The 20,132-nt window shown below is 59.2% G+C and carries 20 protein-coding genes; 8 read left to right on the top strand and 12 right to left on the bottom strand.

Features of this window, described 5'->3' with window-relative positions; genetic code table 11:
• The first annotated feature begins 83 nt into the window (after positions 1–83).
• Positions 84–1,202: an acyl-CoA dehydrogenase family protein gene (locus CFA77_RS13005; protein ID WP_242517361.1), complete on the top strand. Its 1,119-nt coding sequence runs from the start codon at positions 84–86 to the stop codon at positions 1,200–1,202.
• Here the strand turns inward: CFA77_RS13005 and CFA77_RS13010 are convergent.
• Both CFA77_RS13010 and CFA77_RS13015 read right to left on the bottom strand, forming a co-directional pair.
• Positions 1,199–1,681, bottom strand: coding sequence for a heme-binding protein (locus CFA77_RS13010; protein WP_206991065.1), 483 nt, complete (start codon positions 1,679–1,681; stop codon positions 1,199–1,201). The genes CFA77_RS13005 and CFA77_RS13010 overlap by 4 nt on opposite strands.
• Positions 1,682–1,747: 66 nt before the next feature.
• A complete protein-coding gene (locus tag CFA77_RS13015; protein WP_206991066.1) occupies positions 1,748–3,274 on the bottom strand; it encodes an NAD(P)/FAD-dependent oxidoreductase in 1,527 nt (508 codons plus the stop codon).
• 209 nt (positions 3,275–3,483) lie between these two features.
• Between CFA77_RS13015 and CFA77_RS13020 the strand changes: the two genes are divergently transcribed.
• Genes CFA77_RS13020 through CFA77_RS13030 form a run of 3 tightly spaced genes read left to right on the top strand, consistent with a single transcriptional unit; the run spans position 3,484 to position 7,279 of the window.
• A complete protein-coding gene (locus CFA77_RS13020) occupies positions 3,484–5,511 on the top strand; it encodes a transglycosylase domain-containing protein (protein WP_206991067.1) in 2,028 nt (675 codons plus the stop codon).
• A gap of 56 nt (positions 5,512–5,567) precedes the next feature.
• Positions 5,568–6,608: a class I SAM-dependent methyltransferase gene (locus CFA77_RS13025; RefSeq protein WP_206991068.1), complete on the top strand. Its 1,041-nt coding sequence runs from the start codon at positions 5,568–5,570 to the stop codon at positions 6,606–6,608.
• Entirely contained in the window at positions 6,605–7,279 is a 675-nt protein-coding gene (locus CFA77_RS13030) for a pseudouridine synthase (protein WP_206991069.1), read from the top strand. Before CFA77_RS13025 ends, CFA77_RS13030 begins: the two co-directional genes overlap by 4 nt.
• 51 nt (positions 7,280–7,330) lie before the next feature.
• Here the strand turns inward: CFA77_RS13030 and CFA77_RS13035 are convergent, their stop codons facing one another.
• The gene (locus CFA77_RS13035) at positions 7,331–8,293 is read right to left on the bottom strand and encodes a peptidoglycan-binding protein (protein ID WP_206991070.1); all 963 of its coding nucleotides are present in this window, start codon (positions 8,291–8,293) and stop codon (positions 7,331–7,333) included.
• Positions 8,294–8,698: 405 nt separating this feature from the next.
• Here CFA77_RS13035 and CFA77_RS13040 point away from each other — a divergent pair, with 405 nt between their 5' ends.
• Together CFA77_RS13040 and CFA77_RS13045 are read left to right on the top strand one after the other, a co-directional pair.
• A complete protein-coding gene (locus tag CFA77_RS13040) occupies positions 8,699–10,525 on the top strand; it encodes an ABC-F family ATP-binding cassette domain-containing protein (protein ID WP_366524095.1) in 1,827 nt (608 codons plus the stop codon).
• A gap of 60 nt (positions 10,526–10,585) precedes the next feature.
• A complete protein-coding gene (locus CFA77_RS13045) occupies positions 10,586–11,026 on the top strand; it encodes a PAN domain-containing protein (RefSeq protein ID WP_206991072.1) in 441 nt (146 codons plus the stop codon).
• Positions 11,027–11,041: 15 nt separating this feature from the next.
• Here the strand turns inward: CFA77_RS13045 and CFA77_RS13050 are convergent, their stop codons facing one another.
• From CFA77_RS13050 to CFA77_RS13070, 5 genes are all read right to left on the bottom strand, one after another.
• Positions 11,042–11,872 (bottom strand): alpha/beta fold hydrolase, encoded by an 831-nt coding sequence (locus CFA77_RS13050; RefSeq protein ID WP_206991073.1) that lies wholly within the window; start codon positions 11,870–11,872, stop codon positions 11,042–11,044.
• Positions 11,873–11,975: 103 nt separating this feature from the next.
• The gene (locus CFA77_RS13055; protein WP_206991074.1) at positions 11,976–13,574 is read right to left on the bottom strand and encodes a peptide chain release factor 3; all 1,599 of its coding nucleotides are present in this window, start codon (positions 13,572–13,574) and stop codon (positions 11,976–11,978) included.
• A gap of 68 nt (positions 13,575–13,642) precedes the next feature.
• Positions 13,643–14,017, bottom strand: coding sequence for a hypothetical protein (locus CFA77_RS13060; protein ID WP_034811071.1), 375 nt, complete (start codon positions 14,015–14,017; stop codon positions 13,643–13,645).
• 107 nt (positions 14,018–14,124) lie between these two features.
• Positions 14,125–14,475: a DUF1491 family protein gene (locus tag CFA77_RS13065; protein WP_242517362.1), complete on the bottom strand. Its 351-nt coding sequence runs from the start codon at positions 14,473–14,475 to the stop codon at positions 14,125–14,127.
• Positions 14,476–14,565: 90 nt separating this feature from the next.
• A complete protein-coding gene (locus tag CFA77_RS13070; RefSeq protein WP_206991075.1) occupies positions 14,566–16,209 on the bottom strand; it encodes a HAMP domain-containing sensor histidine kinase in 1,644 nt (547 codons plus the stop codon).
• Between the two features lie 119 nt (positions 16,210–16,328).
• Between CFA77_RS13070 and CFA77_RS13075 the strand changes: the two genes are divergently transcribed.
• Both CFA77_RS13075 and CFA77_RS13080 read left to right on the top strand, forming a co-directional pair.
• Positions 16,329–17,306, top strand: coding sequence for a hypothetical protein (locus CFA77_RS13075; RefSeq protein ID WP_034811067.1), 978 nt, complete (start codon positions 16,329–16,331; stop codon positions 17,304–17,306).
• 89 nt (positions 17,307–17,395) lie between these two features.
• A complete protein-coding gene (locus CFA77_RS13080) occupies positions 17,396–17,830 on the top strand; it encodes a SufE family protein (RefSeq protein WP_206991076.1) in 435 nt (144 codons plus the stop codon).
• Here CFA77_RS13080 and CFA77_RS13085 read toward each other — a convergent pair.
• From CFA77_RS13085 to CFA77_RS13100, 4 genes are all read right to left on the bottom strand, one after another.
• A complete protein-coding gene (locus CFA77_RS13085; protein ID WP_206991077.1) occupies positions 17,794–18,453 on the bottom strand; it encodes a hypothetical protein in 660 nt (219 codons plus the stop codon). The two genes, CFA77_RS13080 and CFA77_RS13085, sit on opposite strands and share 37 nt — an antisense overlap.
• Before the next feature lie 3 nt (positions 18,454–18,456).
• On the bottom strand, positions 18,457–18,801 hold the full coding sequence (locus tag CFA77_RS13090; protein ID WP_051607459.1) for a helix-turn-helix domain-containing protein: 345 nt from the start codon (positions 18,799–18,801) through the stop codon (positions 18,457–18,459).
• Between the two features lie 213 nt (positions 18,802–19,014).
• Positions 19,015–19,518: a PAS domain-containing protein gene (locus CFA77_RS13095; protein ID WP_206991078.1), complete on the bottom strand. Its 504-nt coding sequence runs from the start codon at positions 19,516–19,518 to the stop codon at positions 19,015–19,017.
• A gap of 142 nt (positions 19,519–19,660) precedes the next feature.
• Complete coding sequence (locus CFA77_RS13100) at positions 19,661–20,056, bottom strand: MucR family transcriptional regulator (RefSeq protein ID WP_371822954.1); 396 nt, start codon at positions 20,054–20,056, stop codon at positions 19,661–19,663.
• Positions 20,057–20,132: the final 76 nt, after the last annotated feature.

The following is a 20,132-nucleotide window of genomic DNA, read 5'->3' on the forward strand; positions in this document are numbered from 1 at the left end:
TGCCGCACCCCGTATTTCCCCTGATTGCGGCCTGCGCCGCTGCCCCAGACACTGGCCATCCGCTCGAAACACAGGAGAGCGACATGGACGGAAATTTTCCAGCTCCCGACCTTGTGGAAGGTCAAGCCGACGCCGCCTTCCGCGCCGAGGTGGATGCATTTCTCGACGCTGAACTGACCGAGGAACTGCGTGCCGCCGGTCGGGAAACCACCGGGCTGAAATCGCCGCGCTGGGCCTGCGAGGCTTGGCGCAAGCGGCTAAACGCGCGGGGCTGGTTTGCTCCCTCATGGCCTGTTGAATATGGCGGCGCAGGCTGGAGCGCCGAACAACGGCTCTATTTCGAAAATGCCTCAGCGGCCCGCGATGCGCCCATTGTTATGAATTCCGGTGTACGCACGATTGGTCCGCTGATCATTGCCGAAGGCTCAGACGAACAGAAAGCGCACTACCTGTCCGCCATCCTGAATGGCGAGCACGAATGGTGCCAAGGCTTTTCTGAGCCCCAGGCCGGGTCAGACTTGAGCGCGCTTGCCCTGCGTGCGACCCGTGACGGTGACGAATTTGTGTTGAACGGCACCAAGGTCTGGACGAGCTTTGCCCAATACGCCACCCACATGTTCCTGCTGGCACGATCCAGGCCGGGCAGCACGGGCCGTGACGGACTTGTCTTCCTGCTGGTAGAAATGCATCGACCCGGAATCCGTATACGTCCGATCGAGTTCATTAGCGGCGAACAAGAGACAAATGAAGTTTTCTTCGACGATGTCCGCACTCCAGTCGCTGATCGGGTGGGCGAGATCGATGAGGGCTGGCCGGCAGCAAAAGCCTTGATGGCGATTGCCCGCTCCAACAACACAACGACCGGCCTGCTGAGACGGGCATTGCGAGCAGCAGCGCGTGGGGTGGCTGGAAACGCGTCATCACAGCAGTTGCTGGAACTGGCCATGAGAGTTGATGCCTTCGAAGCCCTTGAGGCGCGCGCCGCCGACGGCGAGATACCCATCAGCGCCGCGGCGACATCGTCGGTCCTGAAACTGCTCGCGACGGAATTGCATCAGGCCATCACCAAAGTCGGGCTCGACCTGTCACCGAACAGCCAGTTCGCGCAGGCGAAATATCTCTCCACGCGCGCCGCGACGATCTATTCCGGCACGAGCGAAGTGCACCGAAACATTCTGGCCCATGCCATTGGCTGTCCCTAGTCCTCGGCGTCCACTTCCATGATGTCTGCCATTGGGAGGCCGGCCGCAGCTATGCCGACATTGCCACATTCTTCATCGAACACGGACGGCGCACCGGAAACGCCGACGCCACCGATCAACTCGCCGCCTTCCAGGTGGATCGGCAGTCCGCCACGCCAATTGGCCACGTCTCCCGGGCCAATGCCCCACTCTGCGGTCATGGCCGTGGCATAGCCGTATTTGCCAGCTGACTTACCTTTCCACATGGCAATGTCGGACACGCCTGCGGATGCATCATCCATGCGCGCAAAGGCCCGCAAATTGCCGTGTTGGTCATAGACCGCGATCGCCACCGCCTGCGCATTGGCTTCGGCATGATCGATACACGCCGTAACAATCGTGCCAGCGGTTTCGAGCCCCATTGTGGGCTTGGCGTCCTGAGCCTGCGCGACCAGTCCGGCGGCGGCAAACAGTGTGGCCGTAATCAGTGTTCGGCGCATGATGCGTCCCTCCCTTTGTGTGGAAGGCAACGCTAGACGGGGACGACCGGCTTGGCCAGATGGAATTCAAACGAGCGCATTATCTTTCGATTTGGCGCGCGCCGCAATCCCATCATAGACAAACTCCTCGCCGTCCAGATCTATGAGCGGCATCTCGTCTTTCTCGCGCCAGTAATCCTGCGAGTGTTGCCAGATGTCATGCGCGCCACGTTTGGGCATCAAGTGAAGTGATCGCATCATGTAGCCAGGATTGAAATTGTCCGTATCCATCCAGGGCAGGATATCCATCCTCTTGTCTTCCTCGCGCAATTCAACACGCACTTCCTTTGCACCGATATCATCCATATGCTTCAGCATGCGGCTGATAAAATCCCCCATAATATCTACACGCAACGTCCAGCTGGCGCGGAAATAGCCAAACACCCATGCCATGTTGGGCACGCCGGTGAACATCATTCCGCGATAGGTAACCGTCTGGCTGAAGTCGATGGGCGCTCCATCTTTGGAAAACGGGATGTCTCCCAAGACCGACAGGTTGAAGCCCGTCGCCGTGATGATGATGTCAGCCTCAAGCTCTTCGCCCGATTTCAGCAGGATGCCCTTTTCAGTGAAGTGATCGATATGATCGGTGACGACGCTGGCCTTGCCACTTGCGATGCCCTGGAACAGGTCCCCATCGGGCACAAAGGCGATGCGCTGTTGCCACGGGCGATAGTGTGGCGTGAAGTGCGGATCGATCGGGTAGTGAGGCCCAAGGAATTCGCGCACACCCTTGAGCAACTCGGCTCGCACAAGATCCGGCTGTTCCTCTGCCAGGTTCATGAACTTCGTCTGATCAAACAGGACCCGGCGGCGGATGATCTGGTGGATCCATGCCGGATCAACATTTTGCTCGCGCAGGGCATCCGCCAGCTCATTCACATTGCGGCCGGGCGTGAAATAGGTCGGCGAGCGCTGCAATAGCGTGACATGTTCGCAATCCTCGGCGATGGCAGGCACGATTGTCGCTGCCGTGGCGCCGGAACCGATGCAGATAACTTTCTTGCCTTTGAGATCGACATCTTCTGGCCAGGTCTGGGGGTGGATGATCTGCCCCCGGAAGTCCTCCATGCCGTCCCATTCGGGCGTGTAGCCCTTCTGATGATTGTAGTAGCCTTGGCACATCCAGAGAAAGTTTGCGGTGAAAGTCTGCGTGTCGCCCGTATCTTCGCGCTTGGCGGTTACCGTCCAGAGCTTGTCACGGGATGACCAGTCGGCACCGATGATCCGGTGATTATACCGGATGTGGCGATCCAGACCGTTCTCCTCGATCACTTCGCCCATATACGTCATGATCTCTTGCGCCGCCGCGATGGGCGCACCGGTCCACGGCTTGAAACGGTAGCCGAACGTATAGAGGTCACTGTCTGAGCGGATACCGGGATAGGTATGCGTGCGCCATGTACCACCGAAGCCGCCCTGGGCTTCAAGCACGCAGAAACTCTTGTCCGGGCTCTGGTGTTGCATGTGCCATGCTGCGCCGACGCCCGAAATCCCTGCGCCAATGATCAGCACGTCAAAATGTTCTGCGGGCGTGGCGGGCGATGTGGGCATGATTTCCTCCGGAGTGCCGGGCCTTTTTGTCTAGCCCTGATCTTGCTGACTTCATTGAACCAGCTTGTTGATCTCATATCACTCAGGAATAGCCCCTATTGTAAGGCGTGACCTCGCGGCAGGGCGCGTGCTGCAGGCGGTGCCTTCACCTCGCCCAATTCCTTCGGCATTTAGCTTGCTGGAAACCCGAATTCAGGTATCTGGAAAACATGGCGAAGACACCACGCAAAACGCCCAAAAAGGCGGCCAAGACGGGCGGATCGCAGGCGATTAAGGTGCCGCGGTCACGCTTTGGCTTTCTCGGCACACGTGCTGGCCGTTACCTGATGCTGTTCATCCTTGTCGTGATGCTGATTGGCGCTGGGTGGGCCTTCTGGAAATGGCGTTCGCTTTATTTTGACATGCCGAGCCTGCCGCCGGTCGCTGAGCTGTGGGACGCCAAGCGTGAAGCCGCGATCGAATTCGTTGACCGCGATGGCAACACACTGGACGTGCGTGGGCCGCGCTATGGCCGCGCGACTGATATTAACCGCCTGCCCCCGCACGTGCCGCAAGCCTTCATCGCCGCCGAAGACAAGCGCTTCTACGAGCATGATGGGGCAGACGACGCCGCCATCGCACGTGCAGCCTGGTCGAACATGCGCGCCGGGGAGACCGTGTCCGGTGCGTCCACGATCACCCAACAGCTCATCAAGAACCTTGTTCTGGACAGCCGTCAGACCATGTCCCGCAAGGCGCAGGAAATGAAACTGGCGCGCGAACTCGAAAAGAAGCTCGGCAAGGACGAAATTCTCACGCTCTATCTGAACCGGGTCTATTTCGGCGCCGGCCTTTATGGGATCGACGCGGCCTCACGCTATTATTTCGGCAAGCCGCCGGAAGACTTGTCCATACCGGAAGCTGCCATTCTGGCTGCGCTGCCCAAGGCGCCGTCAAAACTGAATTTGCGGGAGAACCTGGAAGGCGCCAAGTCACGCCAGCTCTATGTTCTGGAACAAATGGCCGATCTTGGCTTCATCACGGCCGATGAAGTGACCGACGCCATTGAGACAGACATCACCATCATCGACGCGCCCGCCTATGATCCCCAACTTGGCTATGTGATGGACACGGTTGCCGACCGGGTGAAGCTTATGCTGCCGCGGCCGCCGGGTGATATGGTGGTGACCCTGTCGCTCGATATCGAGATGCAGGACAAGATACGCGCAAAGCTGGACGCGCGCATGGAGAAAGATGGCAAGGACGCAAAAGCGAGCCAGGCCTCTGCCCTCGTCATCGACCGCGATGGTCGCGTTGTGGCGCTGGTCGGAGGGCGCGACTTCACCGAGTCAGAATTCAACCGTGTGACGCAGGCCAAGCGTCAGCCGGGCTCCAGTTTCAAGCCCTTTGTCTATGCCGCGGCGCTGGAGAATGGTTATTCACCCTATGACGTATTCGAGGATGCCCCGCTCGCCATTGGCAAATGGCAACCCGAAAACTATGGCGGCGGCTTCCTGGGGCCCATGACATTGAGCGAGGCCATGGCGCGCTCAACCAATACGATTGCCGCTGAACTGACGCAGGAAGCCAGCGAAGAAAGCGTCATCAATATTGCACGTCGCTTTGGCATCACGACGCCGCTGCAGCCGTTCCCCTCCATTGCGCTGGGCAGCCAGGAAGTTTCATTGTGGGAAATCACCCGCGCATTTGGCACGTTCCAGTCGGGCGGGCTGCGCATGGATCCGTGGCTGATCGAGAAGATCGAAAATTCGCGCGGCGATGTGCTCTACACGCGTCCCGATTATAATCGGGACCGGGTCTATGATCATGAGCTTGCCAAGGAAATGAACGGCATGCTCGCCCGCGTCGTCAATGCCAGGTTCGGAACCGGCCGCCGTGCGCGGTTTGGCAACTGGATGGTCGCCGGCAAGACCGGCACCAGCCAGGACTGGCGCGATGCCTGGTTCATCGGATTCACCAACGCATATGTCGGGGGCGTTTGGGTCGGCAATGATGATGACAGTCCCATGGCAAAGGTTTCCGGGGGCGGCCTGCCAGCCGATCTCTGGTCGGACATCATGGAAATCGCCCATGCGGGTATGCCGCCAGAGCCCCTGCTTGGCGCAGAAGCGGGCATTGAAATGAGCGAAGCCGCCGAAGAACGCGTGACCTTCTATCGCGGCATGGCGCAGGCGTTTGGTACAGCGTCAAGCTCGCGCAGCGGAACCAGCAACGGCGTGCGGATCATCCGCCAATAGATGCGGTATGATGGCCGGGACTTTCCCGCGCCGGACAAACCCATTAAAGACCGCGCATGTTTGATACTGCTGTCTATGAAACCCTGATGCTGGCCCTTGATGACGGGGCCGTAACCTTGCCCGATGAGGGGCCGATCCTGTTCCTGCGCGCAGAGCTGTCGCCGCATCTTGCACGCCTCCCGAAAGAGCGCCTTGTCTGCCAGAACAGTTTCAAGCCGGATCATGAGGCACTGAAGGCTGCCGGGTTTGATGTCCTGCCGCCCGAGACCGAGACCTTCCCGGCCACACAGCTGACCCTGCTCCTGCCACCTCGCCAGAAGGATGAAACGCGCGCCCTATTCGCCCGCGCCCTGCGCGACGCGCCGGAGGGCGGCGTGATCCTCGCCTGCCTGCCCAACACGCTCGGCTCCAAGACGATCGAGAAACTGCTGCGCGAGATCGCCGGCGAGACAGAGGCGCTTTCAAAGAACAAGTGCCGCGCCTTCTGGACCGTCAAGAACAGCTCACAGATAAATACCAACCTGATGGAAGAGTGGATCGCGCGCGATGCACCACAGGAAATGGAAGCTGGTGTGTGGAGCCGCCCTGGCCTGTTCTCCTGGAACCGGATCGATGCAGGGTCTGAACTGCTTGCAGACAGCTTACCGGAAAACATTCGCGGGCGCGGCGCAGATTTTGGCGCAGGCCAGGGATTCTTGTCCCGCGAGATCCTCCAGCATTGCCGCCATGTCGAACACATGACCCTGCTGGAAGCTGAACATCGCGCCCTGCCCTGTATTGCGCAAACTCTATCCGGCTTTGAAAACTGGGACATGAAATGGGCAGATGCGACAAAAGAAGGTGGCAGCACGCTGTACGATTTCGTCGTGATGAACCCACCTTTCCATGTTGGTCGCGCCGATGCCGCATCGCTGGGTCAGGATTTCATACGTTCTGCCGCAAAGGCGCTCCGTGGCAGCGGGCAACTCTGGCTGGTTGCCAATCGTCACCTGCCATATGAAGAAGTTCTTGGCGAATGCTTCAAGACGTTCGAAATGCTGGAAGACTCAGGCGGCTACAAGATTCTTCGTGCGGAAAAACCAAAGCGGAAGCGATGAAACCTGATCGTCAGCTTGCAAAGTATTTGGCGAACCTGGGCTATGGCAGCCGCAAGGAAGTGGAGGCCGCGATCCGCGCAGGCCGCCTAACCGGCGCAGGCGATGATCTTCGCTTCGACGACGAACCGCTCGACCCGGCGCCCGGCATGGTGTTGATCATGAACAAGCCAGCGGGCTTTACCTGCTCGCGGGCCGACCAGGGCCGACTGGTCTATGAATTGCTGCCATCACGCTTCCTCCAACGCAGCCCGCCCCTCTCAACGATCGGGCGACTGGATGCAGATACGACAGGACTTTTGCTGTTCACGGATGATGGTAAACTGCTTCACAAACTGATCTCACCAAAATCAGCAACCGAGAAAACCTATGAGGCATCTCTGGCGCGCCCGCTGGAGGGTCATGAGGCAGAGCTGTTTGCCAGCGGCACGCTAATGTTGCGAGGTGAAGAGAAACCTCTATTGCCAGCGCGTCTCGAAGTCACCGGCGAGCGCTCGGCGCGCCTGACCATTACGGAAGGCCGATACCATCAGGTCCGCCGCATGTTTGCTGCCGCAGGCAATCACGTAGAGGCCCTACACCGCGCCAGCTTTGGCGCGCTGGAGCTTGGCGGTCTTCCGGAAGGCGAGTGGCGCGTGCTGGATGAAGACGACCTTGCACGGCTTGGTGCATGAAAAACCCCGCACGTCCGAAGACGCGCGGGGCAAGTCGCCGGGGTCAGGGGCCTAGTTCTTGGTCAGACCCAGCGACTCGACCGTAGAGATGGTCAGGTAGCCAACCGGCAAATTGTTGGACCGCTGGTAGGATTCCATTGCGGTAAGCGTGGCCGGGCCGAATTCGCCATCGACCGGGTTCGAATAGCCCGCATCGGAGAGCGCCTGCTGAACGCTGCGGATCTTGGACGAGGTCGCGTTGGTATCACAGAGGACTTCACGCCACTCCAGAGCGCCACCGCCGCTGACGACGCGCTTGTCGATCGTCTTGTATGTGGCTGGAACAACGAGGGTTTCCTCGCTGGCTGGCGTGACCAGTTTCTCGACAGTCACAGTATTGTAGACAGCCGGCACGATCTCTTCGACCACTTGTGCTTCTTCAACCACGACTTCCTTGGTCACGGTTTCGTAGGTGGCCGGAATGGTGCGGGTTTCCGTGCGCTCTGGCGAAAGGAGACGTGTGCGCGTCACGGTTTCGTACTCGGCTGGCACTTCGACACGGCACAGCAATTCTCCCGTGGAAACTCCATTGGATGACGCCGATGCGTCCGTCGCACGACCGTACAAGCCATTGCCAGGCTTCCAGGTCGTGTAGGCTTCGCGGATGAGAACCTGCTCTGTATAGGTCTCATATTCTGCCGGAACGACGGTCGTTTCGATGCGCTCAGGTGCCACAAGCACCTGCTCGGTGACAGTCTCGTATGTCGCCGGGATAACGCGGATGTTCTTTGTTTCTTCCTTGACCAGAACCTGCTCGGTCACGGTCTCATAAGTTGCAGGAACCAGCTTGATTTCGGTGCTTTCCGGGCGGTCAACAACTTGTTCCGTCTGAACATTGATCTGCTCAGGAATCAAAACCCGCGCATAGCATGTACCCGGATCGGATGCCGGCGGATAATCGCTGGATTCAGCCGCAGATGCGGCGCCTACAAGCGTGGCAACAGCAACGGAGGCGATGAGAGTTTTCTTTGACATGATTTGTCCCCTATTCACACGCATAATTCGTTCTCGAATTAACGCGCACCAAGATAAAGCCGGGGGAACGATTGTTTTGTCATGTGTCCCCCCAACACTTTGTCACCCGTCAGCCTGACGATTAAGACGCCGGTGCTGAGGCAACGCGGACACAGATGAAAGTTTCGCAATGAACGCCACCTGAACGCCGACCGGATTTACTGCAATCGACTGCATTTCTTATTCCGCATCGCATACGGAAGGTAGAATTTTGCATGCGCAGAACGCGCATTCCGGAATGAACGGGGCCTTTGGTCAAACTTCACCAGTGAAGTTTTCGGGCGTCGGTTCTGGTCCAAAATCCTGCGGGCCCGTGCACCCAGACACCGCATGCGCCCCCTAGCGCGAACCTGTAGCACACGCTACATCGCGCCTATGGCACAGCCCCCATTGATCACCCTGAACGACCTTCGCCTCACCTTTGGCGGCAAGCCCCTGTTTACGGGGGTTAGCTTCTCCCTATCCAAGGGTGAACGAGTCGCGTTGGTCGGGCGAAATGGCGCCGGCAAGTCGACATTGATGAAAATCATCTCCGAAAGTGTCGAATCCGACAGCGGAGACGTCTGGCGTCAGCCTGGCATCACCTATGCCATCGTTTCCCAGGAACCGAGTCTGGCCGGATACGAGACGGTTCTGGACTATGTATCGGAAGGCCTAGAGGCCAGCTACATGGCCGAAGCGGAGCTGATGGAATTCGGCGTCGATGGCGCGGCAGACCCAACCACCCTGTCGGGAGGACAACAGCGCCGCGCGGCCCTTGCTAAAGCATTCGCGCGCGAGCCTGATGTCCTGTTGCTGGACGAACCGACCAACCATCTCGATGTGCCCATGATCGAAACACTGGAGCGTCGCCTCAAAGGTTTCAATGGCGTCGTCTTGTTGGTCAGCCACGACCGACGCTTCCTGGAGAATGTCTCGACCAACACACTCTGGCTGCGTCAGGGCAAGGTACTGAAAAGCCCGGAAGGCTATTCCAAGTTCGATGAATGGGCCGAACAGGTCGAGCAGGAAGAGGAACGCCAGCTTCGCCGCATGACGACACAGCTGAAAGATGAGCATCATTGGCTGGCGCGCGGCGTGACCGGACGCCGCAAGCGCAACCAGGGCCGCCTCGCCCGGCTGAAACAGATGCGCGTGCAGCATGCCGAAATGCGTGGCGCGCTACAGGACCGCAAGAATACGGCCGACCTGTCAGTCTCCAGCGGTGACTCAATGAGCAAGAAGGTGATCGAGGCCAAGGGTCTGTCGAAGACCTTCGACACGCCAAACGGCCCGCTCGTGATTGCCGAAGACCTTTCCCTGCGCATCCTGCGGGGCGACCGGATCGGCATCATCGGCCCGAACGGCGCAGGCAAGACAACACTGGTACGCCTGCTGTTGGGTGAAATCGAACCGGATGCGGGCAGTGTACGCCAGTCCAAGACGCTGGAAGTTACCTATCAGGACCAGACGCGCGACACGCTGAACCCGAAAGACACTGTCTGGGAAGCGCTCGCACCGGCGGGCGGTGACTCCATCATGGTGCAGGGCAACCAGCGCCATGTCGCCGCCTATGCCAAGGACTTCCTGTTCAAACCGGAACAGTTGCGTCAGCCCGTCGGCGCTCTCTCAGGCGGTGAGCGCAATCGGCTCGCGCTCGCCATTGGCCTCGCCAAATCATCCAATCTGATGGTGATGGACGAACCGACCAATGATCTCGACATGCAAACGCTGGAATTGCTGGAGGACATGCTGCTCTCCTATGACGGCACGCTGATCCTGGTCAGCCACGACAGGGCCTTTCTGGATGCCACGGTGACGAGTTGCCTCTGCCCTGTGGGCGACGGTAAGTGGGTCGTCACTGCCGGCGGCTGGACCGATGCGCAGGATCAGCTGAAGCATTTCCGCCAGCAGGACGAGACCACCCAGAAATCCGAGAAGGCCAAAACTGAAACCGCGCGTCCGAAGCCGCAGAAGAAGCTCTCCTACAAGGACGAGCATCGCCAGAAAGAGATCAACGCGCTGATCCCGAAACTGCAGGCGGAGATCAAGACCCTCGAAGCCAAGATGGGCGACCCGGAGCTGTATACGCGCGACCCGGATGCGTTTGCGAAGGCATCGGCCCGGATAGGCGCTGCGCGGGATGAACTCGACATGATCGAAATGGAATGGCTGGAAATCGAGGAAAAACGCGAAAGCCTGTCCGGCGCCTGAACAACCTTTCCTTAAGACAGGCTGCCTAGGATTCGCCGACGATTGAGGGAGTCTTTCGAAATGCGCCTTTTTCCAGCCCTTTTGCTCGCCGCCTGCTTCAGCCTGCCTGTCATGGCCGACAGCCTGGAGGCTGAGCCGGCATCGGCTGAAGCGATACAAGCCACTCCGGGCCAGCAGCCTGGCATCTACCGCTTTGGCGCGACCTATGAATTTACAAACACCGCAAATGTCGATGACTGCCAACAGCTCTGCAATACGCGGTCTGCCTGTCTAGCCTGGAGCTACATAGCTGCACTCGATGAAGGCGCTTCGCGCTGTGAGCTTAAACGCGGCGTAGGTAAGGTAGAGCGCAATCCGCTCGCGACCTCCGGCCTGTCTTCCCGGCACGAAGATCGCCATCAGCCTGTGCTTGAAGTTCAGGAAGAATTACAGGGTGGATCGGACTTCGCCTCCCCGCCAAGCGACAAGCCGGAGCCGCTGACGGCACCAGACCCATCCTGAACGTATGGCTCTCCTCTAGGCGCGAATGAAATCTAGCAGGTCTGGATTGATGAGCTCAGAATGCGTTGTGCACATTCCGTGCGGCAAGCCCTCATAGATCTTCAGCACTGAACCCTCAACAAGGTCTGCGGCCTTGCGGGCGGTCAGGTCGAGCGGAACAATCTGGTCATCGTCCCCATGCATGATCAGTGTGGGCACCTTGAGAGCCTTCAGGTCTTCAGTGAAGTCCGTCTCGGAGAAGGCGGCGATACAGTCATAGTGCGCCTTTGCGCTACCCATCATGCCCTGACGCCACCAATTGTGGACTATTGCCTCCACCGTCTCGACATGATCCCGGTTGAATCCGAAAAACGGACCGCTTGGGACATCGAGAAAAAAGCTGGCGCGCTTGTCTGACAATTGCCTCCGGAAATCATCGAAGACGTCCATGGGTATGCCATCCGGATTGTCCGCCGTTTTCAGCATCAAGGGTGGGACCGCGCCAATCAGCACGGCTTTGGCAGCCCGGTCCCCGCCATGTTGGGACACATAACGCGCCACCACCCCGCCGCCTGTCGAATGTCCGACATGAACCACATTTGTCAGGTTTAGCGCTGTAACGAGGTCGTCCGTGTCCGCGGCATAGGTATCCATGTCGTTGCCAGTCCAGGTTTCCTGCGACCGACCATGACCGCGGCGGTCCGCTGCGATCACCCGATAGCCCTCGGAGAGAAAGAACAGCATCTGATTGTCCCAGTCGTCAGCCGTCAAAGGCCAGCCATGATGGAACATGATGGGTGGCGCCTCGACCGGGCCCCAATCCCTGTAGAAGATCTCAGTCTCATCTCGCGTCTTGATATACGGCATGCTGATCTCCTTCCGTAATGACGGAAAGATACACCAGGATCGTGACATTCGATGCACTACCGAAACGAGATTTCAGAATATCTTTCGGCGTGCGCCAGCAGAACTAGACTAGACGTTCCTTGGTAGCCGTGAAGCGAATGTCCGGGTTCTTTTCCTGAGCATAGCCCACATCCCAGGCATTCTTCGCCAGATAGACCGGGGCGCCATCCAAATCTGTTCCGCTGGCGGACTTGTTCCTGTCCAGGAAGTCTTCCAGCTTCTTGTCGTCATCTGAACTCATCCAGCGCGCGACATTGTAGGGTGCAGGCTCGAAGACGACTTCGAGATTGTATTCCGCGGCTACCCGCTCCGTCATCACTTCAAACTGAAGCTGACCAACCGCGCCGACAATCATGTCGGAGCCGATCGCCGGCTTGAAGAGTTGGGTTACCCCTTCTTCGGCAAGGCTTTCGAGTGCCTTGCGCAAATGCTTGGCTTTCATCGGATCTTTCACCCGGGCGCGGCGCAGCAGTTCGGGGGCAAAGTTCGGAATGCCTCCAAACTGGATATCTCCGCTCTCAGAGAGGCTATCACCAACACGCAACTGGCCATGGTTCGGCACGCCAATGACATCGCCCGCATAAGCCGTCTCCGCAATCTCGCGGTCTTGGGCCAGGAACATCATTGGATTGTGGATGTTCAGCTGTTTGCCGGCTGTCGTCTTCAAGCGCATGCCGCGCTTGAACTCGCCGGAGCACAGCCGCAAGAAAGCCACCCGGTCACGATGGTTCGGATCCATGTTTGCCTGGATCTTGAAGACGAAGCCGGAGACTGGCTTGTCGCCCGCATGGATCATCACGGGCTCACCTTTTTTCTCGGCCTTCTGATCGCGCGGCGCGGGCGCATAGGAATGCAGTGTACGCAGCAATTCCAGAACGCCAAAATGGCGCAGCGCCGAACCGAACACGACCGGCGTCATATGTCCGCCGAGAAAGGCTTCAATGTCGAATTCCGGCAACAGGGTCGTCGCCATTTCCGCGCCTTCGCTAAGCTCGTCAAAAACGCTTTCATCCAGCGCACCCTTCAGGGTGGCGTCGTCGCCCTGGATGCGCTCGGCTGCGCCAATGCGGGGTGCTTCTCCGGGCTTGCGTTCAAAGACGCAGAATTCCTGCTTCTGGAGGTCCATCATGCCTGAGAAACGCTGGCCACTGGCCGCGGGCCAATAGAGGGGTGCGGTATCCAGCTGCAGCTTGTCCTGGATTTCGTCCAGCAAGGCGATCGGATCCTGTGCTTCGCGGTCCATCTTGTTGATGAAGGTCACGATGGGAATGTCGCGCAGGCGGCACACTTCGAACAGTTTCAGCGTCTGTGGCTCGATGCCCTTTGCGGCATCCAGCACCATCACGGCACAGTCAGCCGCGGTGAGCGTGCGGTAAGTATCTTCGGAGAAGTCTTCGTGGCCTGGCGTATCGAGCAGATTGAATACCAGACCGTCGAACTCGAACGTCATGACCGAGGCAGAGACCGAGATGCCGCGATCCCGCTCGATCTTCATCCAGTCCGACGTCGTGCGGCGAGCCTGCCCACGCGCAGCAACTTCACCGGCTGCGCGGATGGCACCGCCAGCAAGCAGCAGATTCTCCGTCAGCGTCGTCTTACCGGCGTCCGGGTGGGAGATGATGGCAAAGGTGCGCCGGCGGGCGGCTTCCTGTTCATGGGACATGTGATCTGGGCTCTTTCGTGCTGGGCAGAGGCCCTAGCCCATTTGAACCGCCGAATGAAGCACCAGTATCAGGCTGCGTTCGGCCAGATCTCTCGCACATCCGGGGCTTTTCCCTCGCGATGGTGCCGGTCCCGCAGGGATTCCAGGATGGTTTCTGGCAAAATGGTCAGGCGAGGTTCGCCGACAACGTCCCCGAAAATCGGGAAAAGCACAGCATTGGCACCGGTCTTGGCGATGATCAGGGACCCAAGATCCTGCAGGAGGGAGTCTTCCAGGGGAATGTGCTCTTTCAGATGCTCGCCAACGACCCGGCTGGCGAAATTCAGCGCTTCGCGTGCCCGCATGCCGTAAGGGTCTCCGCAGCCAAGCGACTGCCACCGTTTGGCAAGGTGCATCTCGGGTATTTCGATCTCGGTGATCTGATCATTTATCAGAAACAGCATGACTTGGCGCGCCCCAACTAGAATTCAGGCCGAAGCTGCCCTCTCACGGTTAATAAAGACCTACTGCCGGTTAAAGAGTTCTGTGAATCTGCGGCCTTGGTTGGCGCCTATTCGGGACTGTCCACATGCTCGGTCAGGAAGTGCCTGCCGTCCCGGTCCTCGATCTCGATAGCCCAAAGATCGGGGTCGCGATCCCGCGCCTTGCGCACCTGGGCGTCCACAGTCGCTTCCTCAGGCCCGATCCCCTGCACACGCAGGTCAATAAAGATGCGTTCGCCCTCCATATTCATGCTGGGCACATAGACAGCCGCAGTGCCATCCAGACGCGCGACCTTGATCAGAACATCACCACGTTCGGCGTCGCCCTTTTGCAGTACAAATGCTGCTGCCCCCGCAACCTGCGCCCGCCGGACCAGTGCTTCGACCCAGAGCTTCGTGGGCAATCTTTCCATCATCATGGTCCGAAATCCTGTTGCGGGCCGCCTGCCCGGTTGTTGCGGATGGGAAGCTTCATAGACGCGTTCAGGCCAATCCGGAAAGCGGTTAGCTTACTGTGCGGCGTCTTCCATAGGCTGGATGTCGGCCGGGTTGGCGCGTGGCAGGTTCACTTCGACCTTGGTGCCCTTGCCGGGCGCGGAGTCGATCACGACCTGACCGCCATGCAACTGGGCGAAGGAATTCACCACGGCAAGACCCAGCCCCGTGCCCTGACGACCTTTGGAATTGCTGCCTTGAGAGAATGGCTCAAGCACACGGCGGACATCTTCCGATGACATACCTGCGCCCTTGTCGGTGACGCTCAGCACGGTCGCATTTCCTTCGTCGCGCGCATCCAGCGTGACCGTGCCGCCGGAAGAGGAATACTTGATCGCATTGGAAACGAGGTTCTGCCAGATCTGGCGCACGGCGCGCGCATCAGCTTCCGCCCAGACTTCGCTGGTTGCCTTCAGTTTCAGTTTGACGCCAGCGCGTTCAGCCTGGTTGTCGAGCTGTCTCAGGATGGATTGCGCAGACGCCGTCAGGTCTACCGGCTCCGGCTCCAGCCGCTGACGGTCGGCCTCGGCCTTCGCGAGGTCCAGAATATCATCGACCAGCAAGAGCAGGTCCTGTCCGCTCTCATGAATGATTTCCGGATAGTCCTTGTAGGGCTCAGGCATCGGCCCGCGAATGCCGGCCCGCATCATGTCGGCATAGCCAAGAATGGCATTGAGCGGGGTTTTCAGTTCATGGCCAAGGGACGCGAAAAAGGCCGTCCGACCTTTCAGGCGCGCTTCAGCCTCTTCCAGTCTGGCACGTGTATCCAGCGTCATCGCCCGCGCCTCAGTCAGGTCCCGCAGCACCAGCACCGCACCGGCCTCATGGGCTTCCGCGACGAATGCCACCTCGCGCCCATTGCTCAGGGTGACTTCGCCATGCGTACGGCCATTGGCGGGCTTCAACAGGCTGACTTCCTTTTCGTCCTGCAGCAGGTTCGCGAGCAAGCCGCCTGCCCTCACATTGTCCAGGCCCAACAAGTCGCCGCTGAGCGTTCGGATACGACCAAACTCAGACACATCCAGCAGCAACAGGCCGGACTCTTCCGGCAGGCCCACATCCTGTCGGATTGTCACCATCTCCGTCGTCGTCTCTGCTGGCATTGCAGCTTCTTCCTCGCGAGCCTTCAGGAACGTCCAGGCCAGCAATCCGATCATGACCAGACCTGCAAAAGCCAGCAACATGGCCGGCACCTGATACGCGCTTTCCGGATTGGCGGGCGGCAACAGGCCGAGCCGCACCATGACGGCGGTGGCAAGGAAGGCGAACGCCCCGAAAATGGCAGCTTCGGCCGCCATGCCGGGCTTACCCAGATTCATCGCCGTCAGCGGTGCGATGGCAAACAATATGGTCAAAGGCGACAAGGCCGCACCGGTCGAGGCGATACCGAGCATGGCCAACAGTGTCCAACCGATCACCAGAAATGGCCCGATGAGATCCTCAGCGCGTATTTTGGAATGCAACAGCGCTGCCCCCACCACGCCCGGAAGCGCAGCGAGGCCGAGTCCGGCCAGGAGCGCGTTATCGGCAAGCCCGCCTATTAACGCTGAGATCCCCAGTGCCACTGTCAGGACGAGCCAGACAAGATGGATGAACTGTAATCTCTTTCGCATCAGTTCGGGCAAGTCGTTAACACCCCGGTGAGATTCCTTAGGCATTCTGCCTGTGTCACGCATACTTTGCTGTATTTGTAATGTGTGCAGCAGGCAAGGTGAGGTTCCCCATGGGGGGAAGTTCATGCAACACTGTCGCGTGACGCGTGAGGGAGAAGTAGCACATGAAATCCATCAGAATGATCGGTACTGCAGTGGTTGCCCTTGGCTTGGCCATGGGGGCATCAGCGCAGTCAGGGGATCCGATTTCGGAATCGGCCGCCGTATATGGGACATACCAGTCCGATGTCACGGATGTGAAAGAGAAACCTTTCGCCTCCGCCAAAGACATCGACCACGCCCTGAACTCTCTGGGCGGGCACAATCCCGACCAATTGTCGAAGGGGTGGATCTCCTATTCCGCCTTGATCGCCTCACAGGACCCTGAATACCGGGCCGCTGTTCGCGACATTGCAAGTTTCTACGGCAACGACGCGCTGCTGACCGGCCTGAAGAATGATGTGCGCTATGCACGCCAGCTCAGTGGCGGCGACAATGCGGTCAGCTCATCGCTCGCCGCAACAGAAGCCGACAGCCAGCGCCTCAGCGCTACGGCGGCCTATGTGAAAGAACAAGCCTACAGCCTGCAAGGCTCCGGCTGGGCGAAAGCCAAGATCGGAAACTCCGGCGCAAAAGCGACACGACTGAACAGCATCCAGACGGTCGGCACGCCCGCCCGCGGCCAGCTGATCTCCGCCTTCTCGGCCTCTGACATAGACAGCATCCTGGCAGGTGCCGGACGTTCCGGCGCGCCATCGCTGTGGGACAATGTCTCCGGTGCAGCTGACGCAATTCGCTTCCCGGCCGCCGTCACCAGCGGCCTTGGCCTGTCCAAGAAAAAGCGTGTGCAGTACGGCAAGGAGCCTGTGGCCGACCAGATCGCCACGCTTGCCGCCTACCGCATCCTCGGCCAGACGGCCGCCTCGTCCAGCCAGGTAAACTCCGCCATGGCTGAGCGCGAAACCCGCGGTTGCCTGAACATGGCAAACCTGAACCTGCAGCAATGTGTTGCTGCAGCGAACCAGCAATATGAAGTTCCGTTCTGCATTGGGGAGCACGCGCTCGCCGACGTCGGACAATGCATTGGCGGCGTCTACCAATAAGCCCCAGCAAACAAGTCTCTCTCTCGCCCCCGGCACCACAATCGGTACCGGGGGTTTCTTTTTTAGAGAAGATGCCCCATCTGGCGGTCATGACCATTGCTGAAACTGCTGATGAAATCCGTGAAGAGTTTTCCTGGCTCGACGATTGGGAAGCGCGCTATGCGCACATCATCGATCTGGGAAAGGCGAACCCCGCGCTAGAGCCGGAAGAGCGCACCGAAGAGACGCGGGTGCGTGGCTGTGCGTCACAGGTCTGGATGGTGACCGATCTTGAGGACGGTCGCATGAAGGTGCGGGCAGAATCCGACGCGATGATCGTATCCGGTCTGATCGCCTTGCTGGTCCGGCTCTATTCCGGCGCGCAGCTGGAAGAAATCAACGGATTTGACGCCAAGGCGCTGCTGGACGAGATCGGCGTCAGCGGCGCGCTCACGGCTCAACGCTCGAACGGCCTCGCCTCCATGCTGGAACGCATTCGCCATGATGCTCAGGCCGGGCTGTCGACCACTCGCGAAAGCTCGTAGGCCACGGCCAATCGGGCAAGCGCCTCCTGCGCAACCTGTTTCACATCTTCGGCTTTCATGCGCCACCGCGCCGTCAGCGCTGTGACAGTTGCCCGGTCGATCAGCAAATCCTCCAGCTGTCGCATGGCCAGCACACCCATCTCCGTTTCCAGCTCGGCCAAACGATCCGACGCGCGCTGGTGTGTGGATTTGTCAAAGACCGGGCGTGCGCGAGCGGAAGCCGGTTGGCTGGCGCGAATGAACTCATCCCGGTAGCGCCCCGCCGCCGCACTTTGTCGGATCACTTCCGGCGCATGCGTGTCGGCAACCAACTCAACCATCAATCCATGTCGACAATCCGCGCGCACATTCAGCCAGTCTGACGGCCGGGAGGTTGCACGCGAATCCCACTCAACCATCAGTGTGGGTCCGGCGGCCAACCTGTCCGGAAACGCGACCTGCGCCCGAAGGCACGCGTCGGCCTTCAGCCGCGCGATAATGTGCGGCGACACCCAACCGGCGACCTGTCGCCGTGTGTCCGGGCCGCGATAGGCCAGATATGTCTGCCGCACCGGCGCAACCATGCCACCATGCGTCAGCACCGTCCGCAACCGATACTCGGTCAGGATCCTCCGCATAGTCATTGCCTAGACCGCCATCGCAGCGCCATCGAGCACGACCACGCTCGACAGGCCGACGGCCAATTGCTCGATCCAGACATCGAAATCCGGATCATCGCGGCAATCCTCGATGAGGTTGCAGCCATAGGCGACCGTGGTGCGATCACGGTTGAAGGCGCGGGCCACGCGGCTGAGGCTCATGCCCAGCGCCGTGCGCAACAGATACATGGCAATCTGGCGGCCACGCGCTTCTGCGGGGGAACGGCGTTGGCGGCTGAGGATCGCTTCAGTCTTCAGGCCCAACGCGTACGCTGTCAGTGCAGCGGCGAGATATGCTCTGTCCTCGTCTTTCTGGGGATCGAAATCCTGCATGTCTTTCTCCTGTGATGACAGGCATCAGACTACCCGCTTTCTTGAGGTGTAGGATAACTTTCCTATTACGACAAGTTGAATGCCCGCAATGTCTGGGGATTGCGGCGCGGGCACCGACAGGATTTCGAGGGATAGGCCCCCTGAACGCAAACGGCGCAGCCTTGTGGGCCGCGCCGTTTCTGCGTTTTATTGAACCTGGTTCGCTTCGCCTGCCTAGGCGGCGGCACGATCATGGTTGCCGGTGATGCCCTTGCCGGCCGGGTCCGGACGGCCCTTTTTTGGGCGGGCGCGCACCAGTTCATCATGGCAAAGCACTTGAGTCAGCTGACCGTCAGGTCCGGCCAGTGGCAAACGTGTCCAAGCATGCATGCGACCATCTTCCTGTTCTATCATCCCGCCAACAGGCGCGCCGCGCTCCAGCGCTGCAGCGAGGCCGAGGCAATAGGCTTCACCATGGTCGCCCAGGACATCCTCGATCTGGCGGCCACGGGCCTCCATACCGAAAATCTCACGCAGACGGGAACCAGCGATTCGAAACCGCCCGGTGCCGAAGCGATCGAACTCCACAATGGAGATACTGGCGAGCATGGCGCGGAACTGGCCCGGATCCATTGATTCGCGCCGCACGAGACCGTGCGAATCGCGCAAGCCACACCAGTATTCGATCAGCTTCTGCTGCGAATCGGTTACGCCTTTGAAGACATTCTGTTTGGTCATTTCAGTCACCCCCAGGTGATTCGATAGAATCACCTATCGCGCGAGTTGAGTCGCGGATCAAGAGTCCTGGTGATTTTTTCTTAACCATTCCTACCAAATGCTTTCATTTCGATGCCGAAACAAAAGTATTCGGTTTTGAATACTAGTCGCGCTCGGACTTACCGAGCCCCATTTGCTTGGCGAGCATTGAGCGTTGCTTCGAATAACCCGGCGCGACCATTGGATAATCGCCCGGAAGCCCCCACTTCTCGCGGTATTCTTCGGGCGTCATATCGTATTTGGTGCGCAGATGGCGTTTCAGGGATTTGAACTTCAATCCGTCTTCCAGACAGATGAGATACTCCTCGCCAATGGATTTCCGGATAGATACAGCAGGCTTGAGTGGCTCCGAAATTTCGTCGGTCCTCCGCACACCTTCCAGCGATGAGTGGACCAGCCGGATGAGTTGCGGCAGCTCTTCGGCTTGCAACGTATTGTTGCTCACATAGGCCGCAACAATTCTCGTTGTCATCTCCAGGAACTCAATCCTGTCGGTCATTGCATGCTCACTATCAGCCATCTCGCATCCCCGTCATTGCGATTAACCAATCGGGATTAGCTTAAGATTGATAATG

This window comes from Hyphomonas sp. KY3 (assembly GCF_017309975.1).
In the GTDB taxonomy this organism is placed as follows: Bacteria; Pseudomonadota; Alphaproteobacteria; order Caulobacterales; family Hyphomonadaceae; genus Hyphomonas.